We start from the raw sequence: 20254 nt of genomic DNA, 5'->3' as shown, positions 1-20254 counted from the left end.
AATTGTTAAGCCAATATACTGTGTTATTTGGGACTTAGTTTCAGTAACTTGGAAGTATCATATCATTTCTGCTACAGATTTTAGAGACTGTAAAAGCGAAAAAGGGTACTTTTACGAACTTTTTACATATATAAATTTAATAATAAATTTGTAAGAAAAAATCTATATTTCTATGTATCTACTGAGACTAGTAATTGCCAGAACGTGCTAAGTTCTTAAATTTTGTAAATTGTGGATCAAATAACAGCTTGACAGTACCTGTAGGCCCATTACGATGTTTGGCAATAATTACCTCTGCTATGCCCCGGTCTGGACTATCTGGGTTATAGTAGTCGTCCCGGTAAAGCATGATGACTAAATCCGCATCTTGTTCAATTGAATTGTGAACTACAATATTATTCGCTACAAAATTATGGAAATGAGGAACTGTTAAGTCAAATACTTCTTGCTCTCCATCAGATATAATTTCAACAATTTCATCCCAATACACATCACTGTTGGCAAGCGTAATTAACTCACTTGATTTCACTAATAATCCAACCGCAGCATAAGACATAGTTTTTTTACCAGAACCAGGTAGATATCTTGGTAAGCAAATATGTTGTTTAATGCTTAATTCATCAAGTCTTTTCCAACCATTAATTGTTAAAAATTTGTGATTACCTGTGGCGCTAATTGTACGCCCTAAGCGAGTTTTCAGCGAAAATACTGGTTTCACACCTGTAGAAAAAGCATTGCTGACAATTGCTCTTTCTAACTTCCTTGTGCTTTCATTCAATCCCCAAACTGCAAAACCAGATTTACCTACTAAATCTTTAATGGGTACTGCTAATCCTGTATCTGCCAATGTAACTAGACTATTACCAGTTAAACAACCAGACTCACGTAAATCTGATAACATGGGGCGTTTGTTCGTGCGTGATTCCACACCACGACTTAACTGGGATAAAGCAATTACAGGTACAGATAATTCACGGGCTAAACTTTTCAGAGAACGGGTGATTCTAGACAATTCTTGAACGCGATTATCACCGGCTCCTTCCATGAGTTGCAAATAATCAATTAAAATTAATCCTAATTCTGTATTTTGTTCTGCCTGTAATCTTCGCGCCTGACTACGCATTTCTGTAATTGTAATATTGGGCGTGTCATCAATGAAAATTGGCATGTCGGACAGAATATCAATGGCATGGGTTAGTTGTTCCCATTGATTTTGACTAATACGTCCACTACGTAAATAACTACTTTCTATTTGTGCTTCGCTAGCTAATAAACGCTGTGCTAATTGTTCTCTAGACATTTCCAAACTGAATATAGCTGTGGGTAGTCTTAAACTACTAGCTATGTAGTGCGCTATATTCATGGAAAAGCTTGTGTTATGAACACAGATATCATTGGCGATAAAATTATGAGTAATGGGAATAGTTAAGTCGTAAACTTGTTTATTCCCCATTGGCTCAATTGATATGATTTCATCCCAATAGATATGATTTATTGCTTTTCTAGTAATGTGATTTCCTGATTTCTGATGACTATACTCATATATAGATGAATTACCGTGATTTCTATTCCCAGCCAAAGCTAAAGCATTTTCTTGAAGGTAATCTGCTTTTTGCAGCAAATTTTGAACAGTAATAAATTCAGCATTACTTTTTGTTACTAGTGCTGATTCAAGATTAGTAAATGTTTCTGGCTGACTAAATTTACCAATTTCCTTCACGAAGTTTATTAGGGAATCGGTGTGATTAATATATAAATGCCAATTGGATTTTTGATTATCTTTAATTTCAAGAGATTTTTCTTGTAACGTAGCCAGAATTCCCAAGCGCAGCAGTAAATGTTGCACTTGTCTAGCTATTTTTTCATTTAAGTTACTATAACCTAACTGGAATTGACTATTTTTTAATACTTTTGCCCAGCCATGACTGGTAAATAAATAAGCTAGAAATTGCCCTATCTGCGAACGAGTTAATTTAAAAATAATTCCAGAAATAGCGTCAGTCTTATCTATAACATCAGCTAATAATTTCAGTTGGAATTTGGGAATATTTTCTTGACCAAAGATATTTAGTTGATTCGGTACAGCAATTTTATCTCCTACTTTCAATTCAGATAGTGGACACCAACCGTTAACTGTTAAATAGGGGTGGGTGATGGTAGTTTCTACGGTTCTTCCTAAGCGGGTAGTGACTCGAAATACTGGTTTGATACCATCATCTATATATGCTGATGGTTGAGTGATACTAAGCTGGTAATCTGGTGTGAGGGTGAGTAACTTTGTTGATTGATGATGATATATTTCTGCGATGGTGGCAATTGAACCATCGGCTTGGAGTATTTCCGTGTCAAAGGCAACACATTTACCCATAGCGGGACGACCAGCGATGATAATCAGGTCAGAACGCTGAAAGCCACCGTTAACCATGCCATCGAGGTCATAAAAGCCAGAGGAAATACCTGGTAGGGCAATACCTTGATTTCGTTCTTCAATGTCTTGGAAGTTGTTAACTAGCGCGTCACCAATGTGAACTAATCCTGATTGGGGTTTTTCTTGAGTGACACTAAAAACTTTCTGTTCTGCTTTGTCAAGGACTAAGGGTAATTCTGTTTCGGTTTCATAACCTAGTTGGACAACTTCGTTTCCAGCTTTGATTAATTTCCGTCGCAGGTGTTTTTCTACGACTAAGGCTGCTAACGCATCAATATTGACTGCGGAAACGGTGCGGTCTACAAGGGTAGCCAGTTTATTTCTACCACCAATTTTGTTGAGTAAGTCGTGGTCAGCTAACCAACTGGTGACTGCAAGTAGGTCTGTGGGTTTTCCTTGTTGGTGCAGCCGGAGTGCAGCTTGATAGATTTCTTTATGGGCGCTGATGTAAAATGCTTCTGGTTTGAGGCGATCGCTCACTCGGCCAATTGCTTCTGGATCTAGTAAAATACCCCCCAAAACCGCTTCTTCTGCTTCAATATTTTGGGGCGGTAGGCGATCGCTACCATCGCCTTGGAAACTTAATGCTTCAGCCATAAGTGTTTAAGATTTGCGATTTTGGAGTGGGGATGTATATACCTTATATCCAAAATCGACGATAGCCTGATTGACAAATCATCAAAACCACAGATAACTCATCTGTGGTCAATAACCAATTCAGTAGTTAGCTAGCAACTACTTGGATATCAATTTGCGCGGTCACTTCAGAGTGCAGTTTAACTTCGGCTTTGTAAGTACCTAGTTTACCAATATCGGGAATGGTGATACCACGACGATCTACTTCCAGGCTAGCTGCTGCTTGAATTGCATCTGCTACATCTTGGCTGGTGACTGTACCGAAAATGGCATCATTTTCACCAACTTGCTTGGCAATGCTCAAGCTACCAACTTTTTCTAAAGCCGCTTTTTGTTCTAAAGCTTGTTGCTTGAGTTCTAATTGGCGTTGACGTTCTAGTTCTCGACGGCGTTCTACTTGCTTCAAAATACCAGGAGTAGCATGGGTAGCTAAACTCTGAGGAATCAGATAATTACGAGCATAGCCGGGAGCTACTTCTACTAAGTCGCCGGATTTTCCCAGCTTGCTAACATCCTTGGTTAACACTAACTGCACACGTTTCGCCATTTTTTCTCGCTGTTCCTGTAAAATTTCATGATTTTGGGTGTCAGCAGGATAGCTTACAGGAGTGTAGCTATATTCCCAGCGACTTTGTATTTACCCCAAAGCCTACAGATCGTAGCGGAATATAGGGGGCGATCGCAACTCTTAATTGCCAAAATCTTCGCTGACGAATGTCAGTTAACCAATAATTAAAATTTATCTTTCATGCCGCGAATCTTAGCAAAGGTTTCTACTCCATCTTGACTGTGAGAGGCAGCTTGTAATGCAGGCTGATCCCAACGTAAAAAGGGATTAGTAAGTTTCTCTACACCCAGGAGTGAGGGGACGGTGGGTTCTGAGCGATCGCGAAACGCCTTCACTTCCTGATAACGTTGTTGTAAATCGAGGTTATCTCCATCTACGGTCAACGCAAACCGCAAATTGCCTAAAGTGTATTCATGGGCGCACCAAACACGGGTATGATCAGGTAAATTGCGAAGTTTACTTAAAGAATTTACCATTTGGGCTGGTGTACCTTCAAATAAGCGACCGCAACCACCGGCAAATAAAGTGTCACCGCAGAATAACTCTCCTGGTTCCTCTGGTGAGGTAGGAGGAAAATAGTAAGCAATGTGAGCGCGGGTATGTCCAGGTACAAAGAACACTTCCCCGGTACGGTCAGCAAAAGTAACGCGATCGCCTTCTATTAAAAATACCTGCTGTCCTGGTATTCTTCCTTTATCTTCAGCCCCACCATACACAATTAATCCAGGGTATTCCTGTTGCAATCTCTGATTAGCACCCACATGATCATTGTGATGGTGCGTATTAAAAATAGCAACTAATTCAGCATTTAGTTCTTTCAGTTGCTGTAATACAGGTTGTGCTTCTGCCGGATCTACTACCGCAGCCCTATTGTGTGTAGAATCATACAATAGGAAAATATAGTTGTCTGAAAGTGCAGCCAGACGAATTACCTGCATAATCCCTCATCTCCTGATAACCCTATGTTTGGTATTATTTACCAATTCTCTCTTGGTAAAGTATACATATCTTCACATATAAATTTCCTGAATTAATTGAAACTATAAATTCCACTTTATACAAGTATGTTAGGATAACAACTAATGAAATCCTGGTAATATTTATACCACTTAGCATCTATATATGGACAACAGACTTTTTTCTAAAATTCGGAAACCTTGTAATAGTTTTATCGATTTTACATAAACTTCCCACATTTTGTGAGTAATTATTGACCAATTGCAGATTGACCAACTAAAATTCTTTTCAATTGTGAATTTACTAACTCAGAAATCTCAGTTAAAAATTTCCATACTCGTTAGTGATTTATCAACATCTGGTGCAGGTAGATGGGGAGGGGAATCTGTACGTTCTTTTTTACTTGCTCAAGCACTAATTAGATTAGGACACAAAGTAGAAATTGTAGGGTTTGTCTTTGGTCAAGAAAGTAATATAACCTCAAAAGCAGATATTGTAGTTACTCAAGTTACGGGCTATAACTATCCTAAGTTTTTCAAATCTGCAACTCAAGTTTTGCGAAACCTGGATAGCGATATTATTTATGCTATGCGACCAAAATCTACGACATTTGGTCTAGCCATTCTCAAACGACTTAGAACTAAGATACCAATAATTTTAGATATAGATGATTGGGAGCTAAGTTGGTATGGCGGAGAAACATGGCAATATCGCCCCTCCTTAAAACAACTGTATCGAGATATTTTTAAACCAGATGGTGCCCTCAGATATCCCGATCATCCATTTTATATAAATATCCTCGAAAGCATAACTAATAAAGCAAATGCCATTACGATTCATACTAAATTTTTGCAAGAAAAATTTGGAGGAATTTATGTACCCAATGGTAAAGACACCGAATTATTTAACCCTGATAAATATGATCCAGCAGCCTGTAGAAACTATTTTGGGTGGTCTGATTACCGCATATTAATGTTTCCAGGAGCGCCAAGACCATATAAAGGCGTTGAAGATGTATTAACAGCTTTAGATATATTAAATCAGCCAGATTTAAAACTAGTAATTGTTGGTGGTAGCCCCTATGATGACTATGATGCCCAACTCATGGAAAAATGGGGACGCTGGATTATTAAACTACCCAAGTCTCCAGCTACAGAAATGCCAAAAATAGTTGCAGCTGCACATGTTGTTGTAGTTCCCCAAAGAAATACACCCGCAGCTTTAGCTCAGTTTCCCCTCAAGTTAACCGACGGTATGGCCATGGCTAAACCCATATTGGCAACTAAAGTAGGAGACATTCCAGAAATTGTTGGTGAAACAGCTTATCTTGTTGATTCTGGTGATTCAGAAGCAATAGCCACAAATATTCAACTCATATTTGATGATCTTAGTTTAGCTAATGAAAAAGGATTACAGGCTAGACAAAGATGCATAGAGAAATACAGCATATCTGCTATGTCTTCAACTTTAGATTCCATCATTAAAAGCTTATGAAAATTGTTAACAAAGTAGATAGATTAGTGTAGTAACCCAATGTATGATTCAATAAATGTGCATAGAGTAGTTGAGTAATTTTTATAATTAAAACATCAATGATTAACAGAACTCTGCTTAGATTTGCCAAGCCCTATCCACTATTGATCATCTTTACTATATTATTAGGTTTTTCCGGAGCCTTATTTAACGGTGTTAGTACAGCATTAATAGTTCCAGTTATTTTAAAAATAGTAGGTCAAGATATTAACTTAAAAGGTGCTCCCCCAATTTTAACCATCATGTTATCTCCCTTCGACCAAGTAGCAGAGGTCTATCGAATTGGAGTGATGTCAGCGGCAATAATTTTTACAATAGCTTTAAAAAATTTAGCATCATATGCTAGTTCTTTGACTTCTAGTTATTTAACTAAGAGTTTGACAGCTGATATGCGCGAAGCTGGAGTCAAATTATTATTGAATGTTGATATAGAATATTATTCCAGAGCGAAAATAGGCGATTTAATCAATCGGTTAGGAGTGGAAATTGGTAGAGCTTCTAGTTATATAAGCAGTATTATTAAAATAATTATTTTAGTGATTACTAGTCTAGTTTTAATAGGAGTATTAATATCAATATCTTGGCAACTAACAATAGCTTCTACACTATTATTAGGAGTAGTAACATTAGTTAATCAGGCAGCTATTAACCGTTCAAGAAAATTCGGTAGACAGTTGAGTAAAATGTCTACTGCCTATTCAGTTAATGTTTTAGAAACTTTGAATGGCATTAGACTGGTTAAATCTACGGGTAATGAAGATAGAGAGTATAAAAAGATTTCTGGTTTGATCCGCGCTCGTGAAAAAGCAGACTTTCAAGCTCAGATTAACTCAGAAGCTATTAATCCTATTGGCGAAGTAATGGGTATTACAGCTTTATTAGTTATTGTTTTTTTAAGCAAAACCTTTTTTGTAGAGCAAATTTCTTCTCTTTCAACGGTCTTATTAACATATTTGTTAGTATTGCTACGTGTATTGCCAATTATATCTCAATTAAATTCTATCCGTAGCAGCCTTGCATCTAGTGCTACTAGTGTAGATATGGCGACAGAATTTTTGAATTTAGAAAACAAGCCATTTATGGGAAATGGTAAATTAAATTATAGTGATTTACAGCAAGGAGTACATTTTCAATCTGTATCTTTTGGCTATCCCCATCAACATAAATTGGTACTCAAAGACGTAGATTTATACATACCTAAAAGTACAACTCTAGCTTTAGTTGGTGGTTCAGGTGCTGGTAAATCAACCTTAGCGGATTTGTTGGCAAGATTCTATGATCCTACCGGTGGGCATATTACATTTGATGGTAAGGATTTAAAAGAATTTGATTTAAAAACTGTCAGAAAACGGATGGGAATAGTCAGTCAAGATACTTTTCTCTTCAACGATTCTGTGAGGAATAATATTGCCTATGGTAAACCTGAAGCCACAGATGAAGAAATTATTACAGCTGCCAAACGTGCCAATGCTTACGAATTTATTAGCAAATTACCACAACAATTTGATACAATGATAGGTGATCGTGGGGTCATGTTATCTGGTGGGCAAAGACAAAGATTAGCGATCGCTCGTGCAATACTACAAAATCCTGATATACTCATCCTTGATGAAGCTACTAGCGCCTTAGATACAGTATCTGAGCGTTTAGTACAAGAAGCTCTAGAAGAATTAAGTCGCGATCGTACCACCTTAGTAATTGCTCATCGTCTTTCCACAGTCCAAAAAGCTGATCAAATAGCTGTTCTAGATAAAGGACAAGTAGTGGAAGTAGGTACCCACAATGAACTTTTACAAAAAAATGGCCCCTACTTCCAACTTTACTCAATGCAATTTACTGACCAGCCGCGAGTAACCCCTCAACCCAACAGTAGCTTAAAACGCATTTCTCACGAATTGCGAAACCGCCTCAACGCTATGATTGGTTTTCTGAAACTTCTAATTGATGATTTAGTAGATGATCATCAAGAAAAACAAAAGTCAATTACAGAAGCTTACAAATTATCATTATTTCTGTTAAATAGCATTGATATATTAGATGATATTGTTGCCTTAAAACAAAAAGTTCAATTATTACCAAATAAGCAGCCAACTAATGGCGACAATCAAGACCAGAATGAATTAACCAATGTTTGTGAAGAATTTCGTATGAGTATCTATCCCTTAAGCAGTTCTCTTAAGCTACTAGCTGATAATTGCGAATCTAACTCCCAAGTAGAACATAAACTTTTGACAGAGGCTTATCAAGCAGCAGTAGAAATTATGAAAACCTTAGAAAATTTTGAAAACAAGTTTGCTTAATATTTATTAATCTTAAGTAAAAAAACATCATGATAGACAAAATATCGCAGCATCACTATATATTTTTTAGTTCTCAATTATCCTTTCAGGCTGACACTGCTCATGAAATTCATGATGTATTATGTGCAAGTGCAGCAGCAAATTTAGGATATTCTTCAGTTTTGGTTTACCCAGATAGACAAAATAAAACAGTTAACCCCCTAGCACTTTTTTACCCTTACAAAATACAACAACCTGATGCGAAATTTATGGAATTTTATGATGCAGATGCTAAATTAAAAGTAGCTGCATTACGATTACCTTGGCCAATTGATAGAGTTGGCGGAAAATTTACTGACTCTAACACAGTAATTACTAAATATTATTTCCCCTTTCACATACTACCCCAGACTAAAATTGTCCACACTCGTAACTGGAACTTTGTTAAAGCCGCAGTCAAAAATAAAACTCCCACTATATACGAGCGTCATTACTTTGCAGATAAAGATTTTGAGAAAGAAATAGTTTCTAGTCCCTATTTTGAAATCGCTATTACTCAATCTGAACCTATTCGTCAAAGCTTAATCGAGAAAGGAATACCACCAGAAAAAGTTGTGTGGTTACACAATGGCTTCAATCAGTCATTTTTAAATAGACAACCTCAAGCAGCAGACAAATGGCGGCAAGAATTACTGACTAATGGACGTAAACATTTAGTTGTTTATTCTGGTGCTTTATATCCTTTTAAAGGAATTGATGTTTTAATTGATGCTGCTAAAGAATTACCAGAAATACAGTTCGCAATTACTGGTGGTACAGACTCACAAGTACAAAATTATCAACAGCAAGCCAGAGATAAACATGTCGAGAATGTTAAATTTTTGGGGTGGATATTGCCACGTGACAGATTAGTTAGTTTATTTCAAGCTTCCGATATTTTGGCACATCCTCACTGTTCTGGAAAATCAGCAGATTTCACAAATCCAGTCAAATTCTTCCAATATATGGCATCAGGAACTCCCATTGTCGCTACAGAAATTCTGCCATTAATGGAGTTTAAAAAATCACCTTTGATTGCTAGTTGGTGTGAACCTGATAATTCTCACAAACTTGCTGAAACTATTCGCCATACTTTAGAAAAGTATCCCAGAAAAATAGAAGGATATGTAAAAACAATAGATTTTGCTCAACAATTTTCTTGGGAAAATAGAATTACAAAAATTTTAAGTTATGTCAGGGAAGATATGCGTCCAACCATTAATAATTAACTTTCCAATTAATGTCCAGCAAAAGTGAATACACAAACATAATGATTAAACAGAAAATTATTGGCATGATTAGTGGTTATTCCAATCTAGCAAACAGAGGAGATTGGTTATGGCAACAAACCCCGCATCACTTTGGTATTTGGGAAAATATCCAAATTTTACCATTAGCTGAAAAGCCAGATTTTTTATTACTATATCAATTTGATTTTCCTCAACCTGCACCTGAAAAATTTTGGCTGGATCGTTTATGTGGTAAACAAAAAACATCAGAATTTAATTTTGAATCATTGTCACGGGGTGTTCCAAAAACAAGAATTATTTACTTACTCCGTGAACCACCTTTAAATGAAGTCGTTGAAATTAATAAACAAAACTACCAAAAAGCACAAAATTATTGTGGATACATTTCTGGACCAGATGATTTTGCTCCTCATCCTGACTACATGCCAGCTATTTGGTATCATACCAATTCTTTTAGAGAATTAAATGAAATGCCTCCACCAGAAAAACTATCACCCTGTAGTTGGATTACTTCAGGAATCAGCCGTACGGCGAACCATCGTCAGCGATTAGAATTTATGCGATCGCTACAAAATAGTGATATTAAAATAGATTTATATGGACGTGGTTTACCTGAATGGTCAAGAAATTTAGGTTTACTAGGTAATAAATGGTACGGTATGGCACCGTATTATTACAACCTCGCTATTGAAAACTACGCGGATAATGATTGGTATGTGAGTGAAAAGCTATGGGATAGCTTACTAGCTTGGTGTTTACCTATATATTATGGTGGCCCAGCAGCAGATAAACTTTTACCGCCTGGCAGTTTTTTACGTTTACCTAGCCTAGATGAGAAAGGAATTGCTTACATCCAAGAAGTTACTGCTACCCCTGATCTATGGTATGCTGCCAAAGATGCGATCGCTGAAGCAAGGCAAATTATTTTACATAAACTCAATCTACTCAACTGGCTATCAGAATTTGTTAATCAATATTCTTAGATTTACTTTGTCAACACCATAATCATTTAATCTTTGAATTTTTTAGTACATATTTATGGATGGTATTTGTACACTTGCCAATGATAAGGTTTACCACCAACTAATTGCTTTACTAAATAGTATAGATGCTATTTATGGAAAAGAAATGCCTGTATGTGTATACCCTTATGACGACAACACAGAGAAAATTGCTAAGGAAATTTCTCTTCGTCCCCATGTACAACTCTATAATCAAGAAGATTCGATCAGACAGTGGGATGAATTTGTTCGTCATATTTGGGATATTCATCCCACTGCCCAGGTAAATTGGAAAAAAGTAGGTTTAGATAAATATCATCGCATTGGTACACATAGGCGTTACTGTGCTTTTGACGGGCCCTTTGATCGTTTCGTCTATATGGATGCCGATACATTATTAATGAGTCCTTTAGACCATGTTTTCTCAAAATTAGATGAATATGATTGGGTAGTTTATGACTTCCAGTATAAGGATTTATCTCATGTTTACAATCAATCAGCATCTAAATTAAAAAAAATATTTACCAAACAACAATTACATAATGAAATATTTTGCTCTGGGTTTTATGGCTCTAAAAAAGGTATGTTTACTCCTCAACAGCGTGAATTGCTGTTGAAATATCTATCCCAAGGAGAGGCAGGAATTCTCTATCATATGGCTCCTGACCAAACGATTCTTAATTATATGGTGATGCGGTTAGGTATTTCTAGCTATAATTTTGCTCTCCAGATAGCAAAAGAGGATAAGACTGGTTGCTGTATTACTTCAACTCATTTTCAATCTGTTGATAACATTTTATATGACAAAAGTAAGAGGCTAACTTACATTCACTATATTGGACTTTCCTCGCAATTATTTAACCAGGTTTGCTCTGGAGAAAATATTGATTTTCCTTATCGGGATTTGTTTTTATATTATCGCTATTTACATGAACCAGATAAGTTTCCAAAATTTACAACTAAAGTGCACCCTTATGATTGTCATTCCAGTTCCAGTTTTGGAAGAAAATTATTAAGCAATTTAAGATTTCCAAAAAAATAGAGGGTTAATTTTATGAATAGAGGGATATATATTATTGCTAATGATAAGGTAACAGACCAAGCGATTGCGTTATTGAATAGTATCCGCTTATACGATAAGCATACACCAATTGTGATGATACCTTATGATGATAATTATCACTCTATTGCTGAGATTTTACATCAGCATTATGACGTAAATGTTTACGAAGATTTAGAGTTTATTAAGAGGCTTTCTCAAACACTACACGACACTTTTGGAGGAAAATTTTTTGCTCGTCCTAATCAATTTCGTAAACAAGCTTGTTGGTTTGGTCCATTTGATGAATTTTTATATATAGATACAGACATTGTTGTTTTCGAGAAAATTATTGAGAATTTAAATTATTTACAAAATAATGATTTTATTTGCTGTGATTATCAGCATTTGGGTGGAATAAAAAATGTTTTTACTCAAAAGGTATTTGAGGATAATATATTTACAGAGGAAGAAGTTAAGGATATTTTTAACGGTGGTTTTTGGGCTTCTAAGAAAAATTTAATTTCAGAACAAGAATTATATAACATCTTTACTGAATGTGCAGCACATCCAGAATATTTTGATTTTTCTGAAAAAACCTCAGACCAACCAATTATTAATTATATGTTACTGAAAAGAATTCCTCGACGCTTCAACATTGTCCGTCGCATAGGAAAAGCACCAGGAAATTGGGCGGGAACTCCTCATTTTCAGACTCAAGGGGACTTCTTATTTGATCCAACAGTAAATCAACCTCTGCAATATCTTCACTGGGCTGGTATTAAAATTCAACCAGGTTGTCCCTACTGGCAAACTTGGGAACACTATCGAAATCTTAATCCAGCTTTACCGACGGCAAATATTCCTGTACCTGTACAAAAAACAAAATTGCAGCGAACTTTGGATAATGTAAAAAATAACCTACGGCAACTTAAAACCAAATTCTAAATTTAATAAGCAGTATAGAATTTGCTGTTTCTCTACTTCGGTAAATGATTTGAGCTTATCTAGTGTATATTTTTGGTTAAACTGGTCTTCTTTGATTGAACATGAATATACCGAACACTTAAAATTTTCTTCAGGGAAAAACCCATTGCAAAAAAGCAAATTAGAGCAGCTAAAATTTCGCATAGGTTATCATTATCGACTCAATAAAGCGAAATTAAATGCACTGAAAGATTTTAAGTTTTTTTATGAATAAATTTATTTATCATAAACTATTTACGTCTCTGTAACAATGAGCTTAATAATTGATTTAACCAAAACTGTGCGATTGCTTGCAGACCAAGACACAAGAGTAGGGCTAGTCCTTTCACGGTGTTGTGTAATGGGCTGATTTGTAGCTTGGAAAAGATAAACGAAATTTGCTTTATCTTGGGTGATTGTAAAGATTTATATTCATTTATGAACAAAACTGCAAAAAATAAATATCTAACGCTGAACCGAATAGTTGTACTTTTATAAAGTATAATTAAGAAAAAGATAAACAAATCTTAGGTAGTAATATAGGCGTAGCTTATGTTACTTACTACCTATATTTGCTTTGGTCAAAGTTTTATTCTGAAGCGTAACTGCTAAAATCCTGTACTGACAAGTTATTTGTCAGATAGGAGATGGTTATCAGTGTAAATTTTCCAGTGGAAGAGGCAAATAAAGGCGTGGGTCACTATCAACCTGCTAAAGATAGGCAATATAATCCGGAAGCGATCGCTCGTTATTTTCGTTACCGTCCTTGGTTGGTATGGGGACGCATCCTCAAAATTACTTGGTCTTTTGCAGGTTTTATACTTGGTCTTAAATGGGACGAGTGGCAAAACCAGATTGAGCAGAACCAGGGTAAACGAGCTACCCAACTGCGTGAATTACTCACCAACCTGGGCCCGACATTTATTAAAGTTGGTCAAGCCCTCTCAACCAGACCAGATTTAATTCGTAAAGATTTTCTGGAAGAACTGATTAAGCTGCAAGACAAGTTACCACCATTTGATAATGACTTGGCTTATCAGATTATCGAAGCAGAGTTAGACAAACCAATTCAAGAAGTTTTTAGTGAACTTTCTCCCAGACCGATTGCAGCAGCTAGCTTAGGTCAGGTTTATCGTGGTCGTTTGCTCAGTGGTGAGGAAGTAGCAGTCAAAGTCCAAAGGCCCAACTTACGCCCCATCTTAACCCTGGATTTATACTTGATGCGTTGGGCTGCTGGGTGGCTAGCACCTTGGTTACCACTCAACCTTGGCCATGATCTAACTTTAATTGTCGATGAATTTGGCACCAAGTTATTTGAAGAAATCGACTATATCAATGAAGGCAGAAACGCGGAAAAATTCGCCAATAACTTCCGCGATGATCCCCAAGTCAAAGTTCCTAAAATTTATTGGTCTTTTAGTAGCGGTCGAATTTTGACTCTGGAATGGATTAATGGGTTTAAGCTCACAGATACCCAAAGCATTCGCGCCGCAGGTCTAGATCCAGAAGCTATTATCCAAATTGGTGTCACATCTGGATTACAACAATTGTTAGAATTCGGATTCTTTCACGCTGATCCTCATCCTGGTAATTTATTCGCTATGCCAGATGGACGCATGGCTTATATTGATTTTGGCATGATGGATCAATTGGAAGAAACCACCAAGGAAAGCTTGGTAGATGCCTTAGTCCATTTAGTCAATAAAGATTACACAGATTTAGCTGTAGACTTTGTTAACTTAGGATTTCTGACTGCAAATACCAACATTACTCCCATTGTGCCAGCCTTAGAAGCTGTGCTGGGAGAGGCTATTGGTAAGAATGTTCAGGAATTTAACTTTAAAACCATTACCGACCAGTTTTCGGAATTGATGTATGATTATCCTTTCCGAGTACCGGCAAAATTTGCTTTAATTATTCGTTCTCTGGTCACCCAGGAAGGAATTGCATTGAGTCTCAATCCCAATTTCAAAATTGTGGAAGTGGGATACCCCTATGTGGCAAGAAGGCTTTTGACTGGAGAATCTCCAGCTTTAAGAAGACGGTTATTAAATGTTTTATTTAAAGATGGTAAGTTCCAGTGGCAGCGATTGGAAAACTTGATTGCGATCGCTCGCACGGATGGCGAATTTGATGTCTTACCTACTGCCAAGATGGGGTTACAATATTTACTGTCTGAGGAGGGTAAATTTCTCCGTCGTCAGTTAGTATTAGCTTTGACTGAAGATGACCGCCTACATACAGAAGAAGTACAACGCCTGTGGAACTTAGTCAAAGATGACTTACCACCCAATCGCTTACTTGATGTAGCAATTGGTCTGCTCACAGAATTATCGAGGGAAGGCGTGGCTACTATTTTGCCAAAAACTACATCTTTTGTTGGCTTTGTTGCCAATCCATCGACCAATCAAAATTAATTTAATAAACATCAGGAGTTTTCATGTATTATTTTCCTCTGCAACCACCATACTTTTTATTACTGGCTGGTTTTTTGGCAGCATTAACTTCTGGTGTAGCTTTATCTGGTACTTTGAAAGTAATTGTCCGCCAATGGACTAATAAACGCACAGAAAATCAAAAATATCCTTCCCCCTGGAAACAAGTAGTTGTTCCTTTCATTGGCATTACTGCGGGTATCTGTGTATTTGTTTCTTCAGGATTGGAAATATTTGGCTTTCCCACTCTCCTCGCTGTAGGAGTTGGTTTACCACTGAGTTTATTAACTTGTTTATTAGTGTGGTTTCAGTTAGGTAGTATGTTGGATTTTGCCGAACAGCGTGGTATGAAATCCTTAGATTTAGATTCTTTGTCTTAAAAAGTTAGCAAAAACAATTTTTTAACACGATAAAATCGCTAGGTACTATTCAAGATATGCTGACTGTGTACTGAATGACCTAGCGATATTTGTATTTTTGGTAGTGGCTAACCTAGAGTCCGAAAAATCTGAGAATATTAAATATCACACCCAGAGGGCCGGATACAGTATTGATTGAATCTCCAGTTCTAGTTAAACCGTTACGGTCTACAACGACAACATCGTTATTGCGAAGAATGGGGTTAGTTTCTTCGTTAATTTCTTTGGAAAAATCTACTTTAACTACACGCTTGGTGACTGTGCCATTGGGATTAAGGCGAATTAAATCCACCGCTCCTCTACTTGCTCTACCGTCGTTAAAACCACCAGCTGCTAATAGAGCCTGATTTAAGGAACTATTGGGTTGCAAGTCTACAGTACCAGGTTTTTTCACTTCACCAACTACACCCACCTGAATTTTACTCGGTGATAAAGTGGTGGTAGCTAATTGAGTAGCTTCGGCTGGACTGAGAGCAGTGGCTGTGGGTACAACAATGGTATCTCCATCTTGAACTACTATGTCTTGATTAATATCACCACTTTTGAGGAGTTCCCAGAGGTTGAGGTCAATAGTTTGTTCTGAGCCGGTTCTGGTGGGACGACGTAACCTAATATTACGTACATCTGCTTGAGAGGTAATTCCCCCAGCTAATTGGAGCGATCGCATCACCGTTGGTAAACCACTTCCTTGGGGAGCACCATCTTTACCATCGCTGGTACCTTGAGTAACTAAATAGGAACCAGGACGGTAAACCTCACCAATGACTACAACTGTCCTGGGTGCAGTTTGATTAGCAGCAAAGTTAGCTGAAAATAAATTCCGTGCTTCCGCAACGTTGAGGGTAGTTGCCGTGGGGACATAAATGGTGTCTCCATCCCGCAAGGTAATATCCTGGGAAATTCTCCCGGTTTGGGTGAGTTCTTTGAGATTGAGAGGAACTGTTTGCTCTCCAGTTCTACCGGTTTTGCGACGTAATTCAACTTTAGTCACATCTGCCGCTAGTGTTACACCTTGAGCAGAGGTTAATGCAGCTAGAACAGTAGGATATTGCACACCAGGATTGTTACCAGCACCACCTTGTAAGCTGAGAGTGTAAGCACCTGGTCTAGTTACTTCCCCAGCTACAAAAATATTAATAGGACGAGGCGATAATAGGTTGACAGAAATCAGAGGACGCTTGAGAAAGCGGGCATATCTTCTAGCTATTTCATCTGCGGCTTGTTCAGTTGTTAATCCCAATACAGGAATACTACCAATCAAAGGTAAGTTAATGGAACCACCAGGGGGAACTTGATATTCACCTGTATATTCAGGGACTTCAAATACATTCACCCGAATCAGGTCGCCACCACCTAATAAATAATCTGTCGCTATATTGGTACTTGTAGTTGTAGGTGCTGTAGTTGCTACTGGTTTTTTCTGAGCAACACTCACAGATGGTAAAGCTAAATTTACAACTGTTAATAAAGCCAGACCCGTTGTTGAATGGGCGAGGAATTTCCACAAATCTTTATTAAGCATATTTACCTGAGAATCTGAAACTACTATCTGGGAGGGAATGCCTAGACATTTTAACGTTGACTATACTGAAATATTGAAGTTCCTCAACATTTTTATTTTCTGTGACAGACTAGTTTTGCCCGGAGATAATTGATTACTTAAATTTGAAATTTTAGTAAAGCCTGAATCTTGAAAACCATTCCAATCTATCAGTTATGGGGATGATTTGTGTACTGAATTTGTTGAATAAAAAATTCTTCCAGGGATTGACTAGATAGGTTCATATGGGTGATTTTTCCACCCATTAAACGTAAGCTAGACAGAAAATCATAATAATCTTCTTGGAGGATACCTTGCCAAGAGCCGTGAGATTCAAATTCTAAATTATGTATCCATTTTTTGAGAATGTTGCTGTCGCCTCCTTGTCCTTTGATGTGGTAAGTATTCTCCTTACTTAATAATTCCTGGAGAGAACCTGTACAGATTAATTCACCTTGATTGAGAATGGCAATGCGATCGCATATTTGTTCTACTTCACTGAGAATGTGACTGTTGAAAAAGATGGTCTTGCCAGCCGCTTTCAGCGAGAGAATGATTTCTCGCATTTGGTAGCGTCCCATAGGGTCTAGTCCAGACATTGGTTCATCCAGGAATACCACATCTGGGTCATTTATCAAAGCTTGGGCCATCCCCACACGCTGGAGCATTCCCTTGGAATAACGCCGCATCGGCTTTTTTCGGGCATCAGCTAAGGATAAACCCACTAATTCCAGCAATTGTGGGATGCGTTGACGCTGAACTTGGCCAGGGATTTGGAATAAACCTGCGGCTAACTGCAAAAATTCCCAACCAGTCAGATAGTCATACAAGTAGGGATTTTCTGGCAAATAACCGAGACGCTGCTTAACGGAGCGATCGCCTAATGGTTTCCCTAATAATAAACCCTTACCTCCGCTGGGGCGAATAATCCCCAAGAGCAGCTTTAATAAAGTAGTTTTTCCTGCACCATTGGGGCCGAGTAAGCCAAAGGTTTCTCCTTGATAAACTTGCAAAGAACAGCTTTTCAAAGGTACGACTTTTTGATTCAGCCAAAACCCAGTACGATAGACTTTTCGTAGTTCGGAAGTGAGAACTACTGTAGCAGTATTTGGAGAATTTGATGGAGCATCAGGCACGCCTGCAACAGACTTCATCTCTGTCACCTGAAAAATAAACAAAAACAGATAATTGGTAGTAAATCAAAAGAGCAAACTCTGACCTGGAGTAGCTTATATAGCCGTAGACAAGACAGTTAGGACATTAACTACAACTAAAACTTAGACACTCAAAGGCTTTTAGCACTGTCACCTGTCACCTGTCACCTGTCCCCTGCTATAAAACACCCTTAGAACTGGGAATTGTGCCAGCACGACGGGGGTCAATTTCCACAGCCATACGCATGGCTCTGGCAAAGGCTTTAAAAGTAGCTTCAATAATGTGGTGGGAGTTAATTCCATCTAGTTGACGAATGTGCAGCGTCATTTGGCTGTGATTCACCAAGGCGACAAAAAACTCTCTGACTAATTGAGTATCATAGGTTCCTACTCGCTCGGTGGGAATTGCCAAGCCATAGCTGAGGTGAGGTCTACCAGAAAAGTCTAAGGCGACTTGTACCAACGCTTCGTCTAAGGGTGCGAGAAAGTTACCAAACCGGACAATACCTTTCTTGTGACCTAAGGCTTGAAATAAAGCTTGACCCAAGGTAATACCCACATCCTCATTGGTGTGGTGGTCATCAATTTCCCAGTCACCCTTGGCTTGGACTTCCAGGTCAATCAAACCGTGGGAAGCGATTTGATGCAGCATGTGATCTAAAAAAGGAATGCCTGTAGAGGCTTGGCAAATCCCCGTACCATCTAAGTTAATCGTCACTTGCACATCAGTTTCACCAGTGGTGCGGTGAACAGTAGCTGTGCGTGGAGTTGGGGTGATAGAGGTAGGACGTTCGCTGATTTGCATAGGTTGGGGTAATGGGTCAGGGGTAAAAGGTGAAGGTGAAATTGCCCCCAGGGGTTTCACAATGGTTGTAGCAGGGAGACCCCAAGATAGAACTAATTCACCAATTACCAATTACCAAATCTTATTACATCCCCATGATTTCGTATCCTGCATCTACATACAGGATTTGTCCAGTGATGCCACTGGATAGGTCGCTGCACAGAAATGCGGCAGTGCTGCCCACTTCTAATTGGGTGACGGTGCGACGTAGGGGGGCTATTTCTTCAACATGGTGGATCATATCTAAAATCCCACCTACAGCTGAAGATGCTAAAGTGCGAATCGGCCCGGCGGAAATGCCATTGACACGAATATTTTGGGGGCCAAGTTCTGCTGCGAGGTAACGCACACTAGCTTCTAAACCAGCTTTAGCTACGCCCATGACATTGTAGTTAGGAACTGCCCTTGCTGCTCCTAAATAACTAAGAGTAACTATACTGCCCCCTTCTGTCATGAGTGGTTTGGCTGCCCCACTTAACTGTACTAATGAATAGGTACTAACTTCTAGAGCTTTACTAAATCCAGAACGAGAAGTTTGACTAAAGTCTCCACTTAAATCATCTTTATTAGCGAAGGCAAGACAGTGGACAAGAATATCTAATTTTCCCCATTTCTCCCGGATGGTTGCAAAGGTAGATTGAATTTGCTCGTCATTTTCGACATTGCAAGGAAGAAATAAACTAGGGTTGAGTGGTTCTACCAATTCTGCCACTTTTTTTTCCATCTTGCCCTTGTCATCAGGCAAGTAGGTAATACCTAAATTAGCGCCTGCTTTGTGCAGTTGTTGGGCAATACCCCAAGCAATAGAGCGGTTATTGGCAATACCTGTAACTAGGGCGTTTTTTCCAGCAAGATTCAGCATACAAATTATTAAGGTCATCGCTCATTAGGAGCATACTAGAATTTGCGCCTAGTTTGACTTTTTTGGGTCAGGTATTTTCTCAAATGCTGATTTTTTAGGGTGTGGCAGTGACAAAATAGATGCTGATTTTTGATCAAGGGATCAATATGTGGGAAATGTTTATAGGAAAAAGCTTTTCACTTCAGTTCGTGAAACTACTTATTAACAAATAGTAGTTGCCATGAACAATAATTATGTATCATTATAAACTAATAAATAGGAAGAAATCAATTTGAGTATAGGAAAAAACAGAAAGGTTGACGGT

The 20254-nt window shown here is 38.0% G+C and carries 15 protein-coding genes; 8 read left to right on the top strand and 7 right to left on the bottom strand.

What is annotated here, in order from left to right; all coding sequences use genetic code 11:
* Nucleotides 1-187 precede the first annotated feature (187 nt).
* The 3 genes from dnaB to gloB all read right to left on the bottom strand — a co-directional run bounded on the left by dnaB (nucleotide 188) and on the right by gloB (nucleotide 4570).
* Nucleotides 188-3025: a replicative DNA helicase gene (dnaB, locus tag H6G73_RS05770; RefSeq protein ID WP_190602143.1), complete on the bottom strand. Its 2838-nt coding sequence runs from the start codon at nucleotides 3023-3025 to the stop codon at nucleotides 188-190.
* Nucleotides 3026-3152: 127 nt separating this feature from the next.
* On the bottom strand, nucleotides 3153-3611 hold the full coding sequence (gene rplI / locus H6G73_RS05765) for a 50S ribosomal protein L9 (protein WP_190602141.1): 459 nt from the start codon (nucleotides 3609-3611) through the stop codon (nucleotides 3153-3155).
* A 185-nt stretch (nucleotides 3612-3796) separates the two neighbouring features.
* Nucleotides 3797-4570, bottom strand: a complete 774-nt coding sequence (gene gloB / locus H6G73_RS05760) for a hydroxyacylglutathione hydrolase (protein ID WP_190602139.1) — start codon at nucleotides 4568-4570, stop codon at nucleotides 3797-3799.
* 313 nt (nucleotides 4571-4883) lie between these two features.
* Between gloB and H6G73_RS05755 the strand changes: the two genes are divergently transcribed.
* The 8 genes from H6G73_RS05755 to H6G73_RS05720 all read left to right on the top strand — a co-directional run bounded on the left by H6G73_RS05755 (nucleotide 4884) and on the right by H6G73_RS05720 (nucleotide 15511).
* Nucleotides 4884-6083 carry a glycosyltransferase family 4 protein gene (locus H6G73_RS05755; protein ID WP_190602137.1) on the top strand — a complete coding sequence of 400 codons (1200 nt, stop codon included), beginning with the start codon at nucleotides 4884-4886 and terminating at the stop codon, nucleotides 6081-6083.
* A gap of 98 nt (nucleotides 6084-6181) precedes the next feature.
* Nucleotides 6182-8422: an ATP-binding cassette domain-containing protein gene (locus tag H6G73_RS05750; RefSeq protein WP_190602135.1), complete on the top strand. Its 2241-nt coding sequence runs from the start codon at nucleotides 6182-6184 to the stop codon at nucleotides 8420-8422.
* A gap of 29 nt (nucleotides 8423-8451) precedes the next feature.
* Nucleotides 8452-9669, top strand: coding sequence for a glycosyltransferase family 4 protein (locus tag H6G73_RS05745; RefSeq protein ID WP_190602133.1), 1218 nt, complete (start codon nucleotides 8452-8454; stop codon nucleotides 9667-9669).
* Nucleotides 9670-9710: 41 nt separating this feature from the next.
* Nucleotides 9711-10673 (top strand): glycosyltransferase family 10 domain-containing protein, encoded by a 963-nt coding sequence (locus H6G73_RS05740; protein ID WP_242034123.1) that lies wholly within the window; start codon nucleotides 9711-9713, stop codon nucleotides 10671-10673.
* A gap of 55 nt (nucleotides 10674-10728) precedes the next feature.
* A complete protein-coding gene (locus H6G73_RS05735; RefSeq protein ID WP_190602131.1) occupies nucleotides 10729-11733 on the top strand; it encodes an Npun_R2821/Npun_R2822 family protein in 1005 nt (334 codons plus the stop codon).
* A gap of 12 nt (nucleotides 11734-11745) precedes the next feature.
* Nucleotides 11746-12678 (top strand): Npun_R2821/Npun_R2822 family protein, encoded by a 933-nt coding sequence (locus H6G73_RS05730; RefSeq protein ID WP_190602129.1) that lies wholly within the window; start codon nucleotides 11746-11748, stop codon nucleotides 12676-12678.
* A gap of 665 nt (nucleotides 12679-13343) precedes the next feature.
* Complete coding sequence (locus H6G73_RS05725; RefSeq protein WP_199317618.1) at nucleotides 13344-15113, top strand: ABC1 kinase family protein; 1770 nt, start codon at nucleotides 13344-13346, stop codon at nucleotides 15111-15113.
* Nucleotides 15114-15136: 23 nt separating this feature from the next.
* Nucleotides 15137-15511 carry a hypothetical protein gene (locus H6G73_RS05720; protein WP_190602127.1) on the top strand — a complete coding sequence of 125 codons (375 nt, stop codon included), beginning with the start codon at nucleotides 15137-15139 and terminating at the stop codon, nucleotides 15509-15511.
* A 112-nt stretch (nucleotides 15512-15623) separates the two neighbouring features.
* On the opposite strand, the gene H6G73_RS05715 is transcribed toward H6G73_RS05720, so the two are convergent.
* The 4 genes from H6G73_RS05715 to fabI all read right to left on the bottom strand — a co-directional run bounded on the left by H6G73_RS05715 (nucleotide 15624) and on the right by fabI (nucleotide 19950).
* A complete protein-coding gene (locus tag H6G73_RS05715) occupies nucleotides 15624-17072 on the bottom strand; it encodes a polysaccharide biosynthesis/export family protein (RefSeq protein ID WP_190602125.1) in 1449 nt (482 codons plus the stop codon).
* Nucleotides 17073-17260: 188 nt separating this feature from the next.
* A complete protein-coding gene (locus H6G73_RS05710; RefSeq protein WP_190602123.1) occupies nucleotides 17261-18244 on the bottom strand; it encodes an ABC transporter ATP-binding protein in 984 nt (327 codons plus the stop codon).
* A gap of 178 nt (nucleotides 18245-18422) precedes the next feature.
* Nucleotides 18423-19049 carry an imidazoleglycerol-phosphate dehydratase HisB gene (gene hisB / locus H6G73_RS05705; protein ID WP_190602188.1) on the bottom strand — a complete coding sequence of 209 codons (627 nt, stop codon included), beginning with the start codon at nucleotides 19047-19049 and terminating at the stop codon, nucleotides 18423-18425.
* Nucleotides 19050-19173: 124 nt separating this feature from the next.
* On the bottom strand, nucleotides 19174-19950 hold the full coding sequence (gene fabI / locus H6G73_RS05700) for an enoyl-ACP reductase FabI (protein ID WP_190602186.1): 777 nt from the start codon (nucleotides 19948-19950) through the stop codon (nucleotides 19174-19176).
* Between the last annotated feature and the right edge of the window lie 304 nt (nucleotides 19951-20254).

The sequence above is a fragment of the Richelia sinica FACHB-800 genome (assembly GCF_014698825.1).
Lineage (GTDB): Bacteria > Cyanobacteriota > Cyanobacteriia > Cyanobacteriales > Nostocaceae > FACHB-800.
Note: the sequence above shows the minus strand (reverse complement) of the source record. Positions and strands in the feature narration are given on the sequence as shown.

Excerpts from the sequence above, each read along its gene's own strand:
- gloB (WP_190602139.1), bottom strand. The coding sequence starts at position 4,570 with ATGCAGGTAATTCGTCTGGCTGCACTTTCAGACAACTATATTTTCCTA.
- fabI (WP_190602186.1), bottom strand. The coding sequence starts at position 19,950 with ATGCTGAATCTTGCTGGAAAAAACGCCCTAGTTACAGGTATTGCCAAT.
- H6G73_RS05745 (WP_190602133.1), top strand. The coding sequence starts at position 8,452 with ATGATAGACAAAATATCGCAGCATCACTATATATTTTTTAGTTCTCAA.
- H6G73_RS05720 (WP_190602127.1), top strand. The coding sequence starts at position 15,137 with ATGTATTATTTTCCTCTGCAACCACCATACTTTTTATTACTGGCTGGT.
- hisB (WP_190602188.1), bottom strand. The coding sequence starts at position 19,049 with ATGCAAATCAGCGAACGTCCTACCTCTATCACCCCAACTCCACGCACA.
- H6G73_RS05730 (WP_190602129.1), top strand. The coding sequence starts at position 11,746 with ATGAATAGAGGGATATATATTATTGCTAATGATAAGGTAACAGACCAA.
- dnaB (WP_190602143.1), bottom strand. The coding sequence starts at position 3,025 with ATGGCTGAAGCATTAAGTTTCCAAGGCGATGGTAGCGATCGCCTACCG.
- H6G73_RS05710 (WP_190602123.1), bottom strand. The coding sequence starts at position 18,244 with ATGAAGTCTGTTGCAGGCGTGCCTGATGCTCCATCAAATTCTCCAAAT.
- rplI (WP_190602141.1), bottom strand. The coding sequence starts at position 3,611 with ATGGCGAAACGTGTGCAGTTAGTGTTAACCAAGGATGTTAGCAAGCTG.
- H6G73_RS05740 (WP_242034123.1), top strand. The coding sequence starts at position 9,711 with ATGATTAAACAGAAAATTATTGGCATGATTAGTGGTTATTCCAATCTA.
- H6G73_RS05715 (WP_190602125.1), bottom strand. The coding sequence starts at position 17,072 with ATGCTTAATAAAGATTTGTGGAAATTCCTCGCCCATTCAACAACGGGT.
- H6G73_RS05750 (WP_190602135.1), top strand. The coding sequence starts at position 6,182 with ATGATTAACAGAACTCTGCTTAGATTTGCCAAGCCCTATCCACTATTG.
- H6G73_RS05725 (WP_199317618.1), top strand. The coding sequence starts at position 13,344 with ATGGTTATCAGTGTAAATTTTCCAGTGGAAGAGGCAAATAAAGGCGTG.
- H6G73_RS05735 (WP_190602131.1), top strand. The coding sequence starts at position 10,729 with ATGGATGGTATTTGTACACTTGCCAATGATAAGGTTTACCACCAACTA.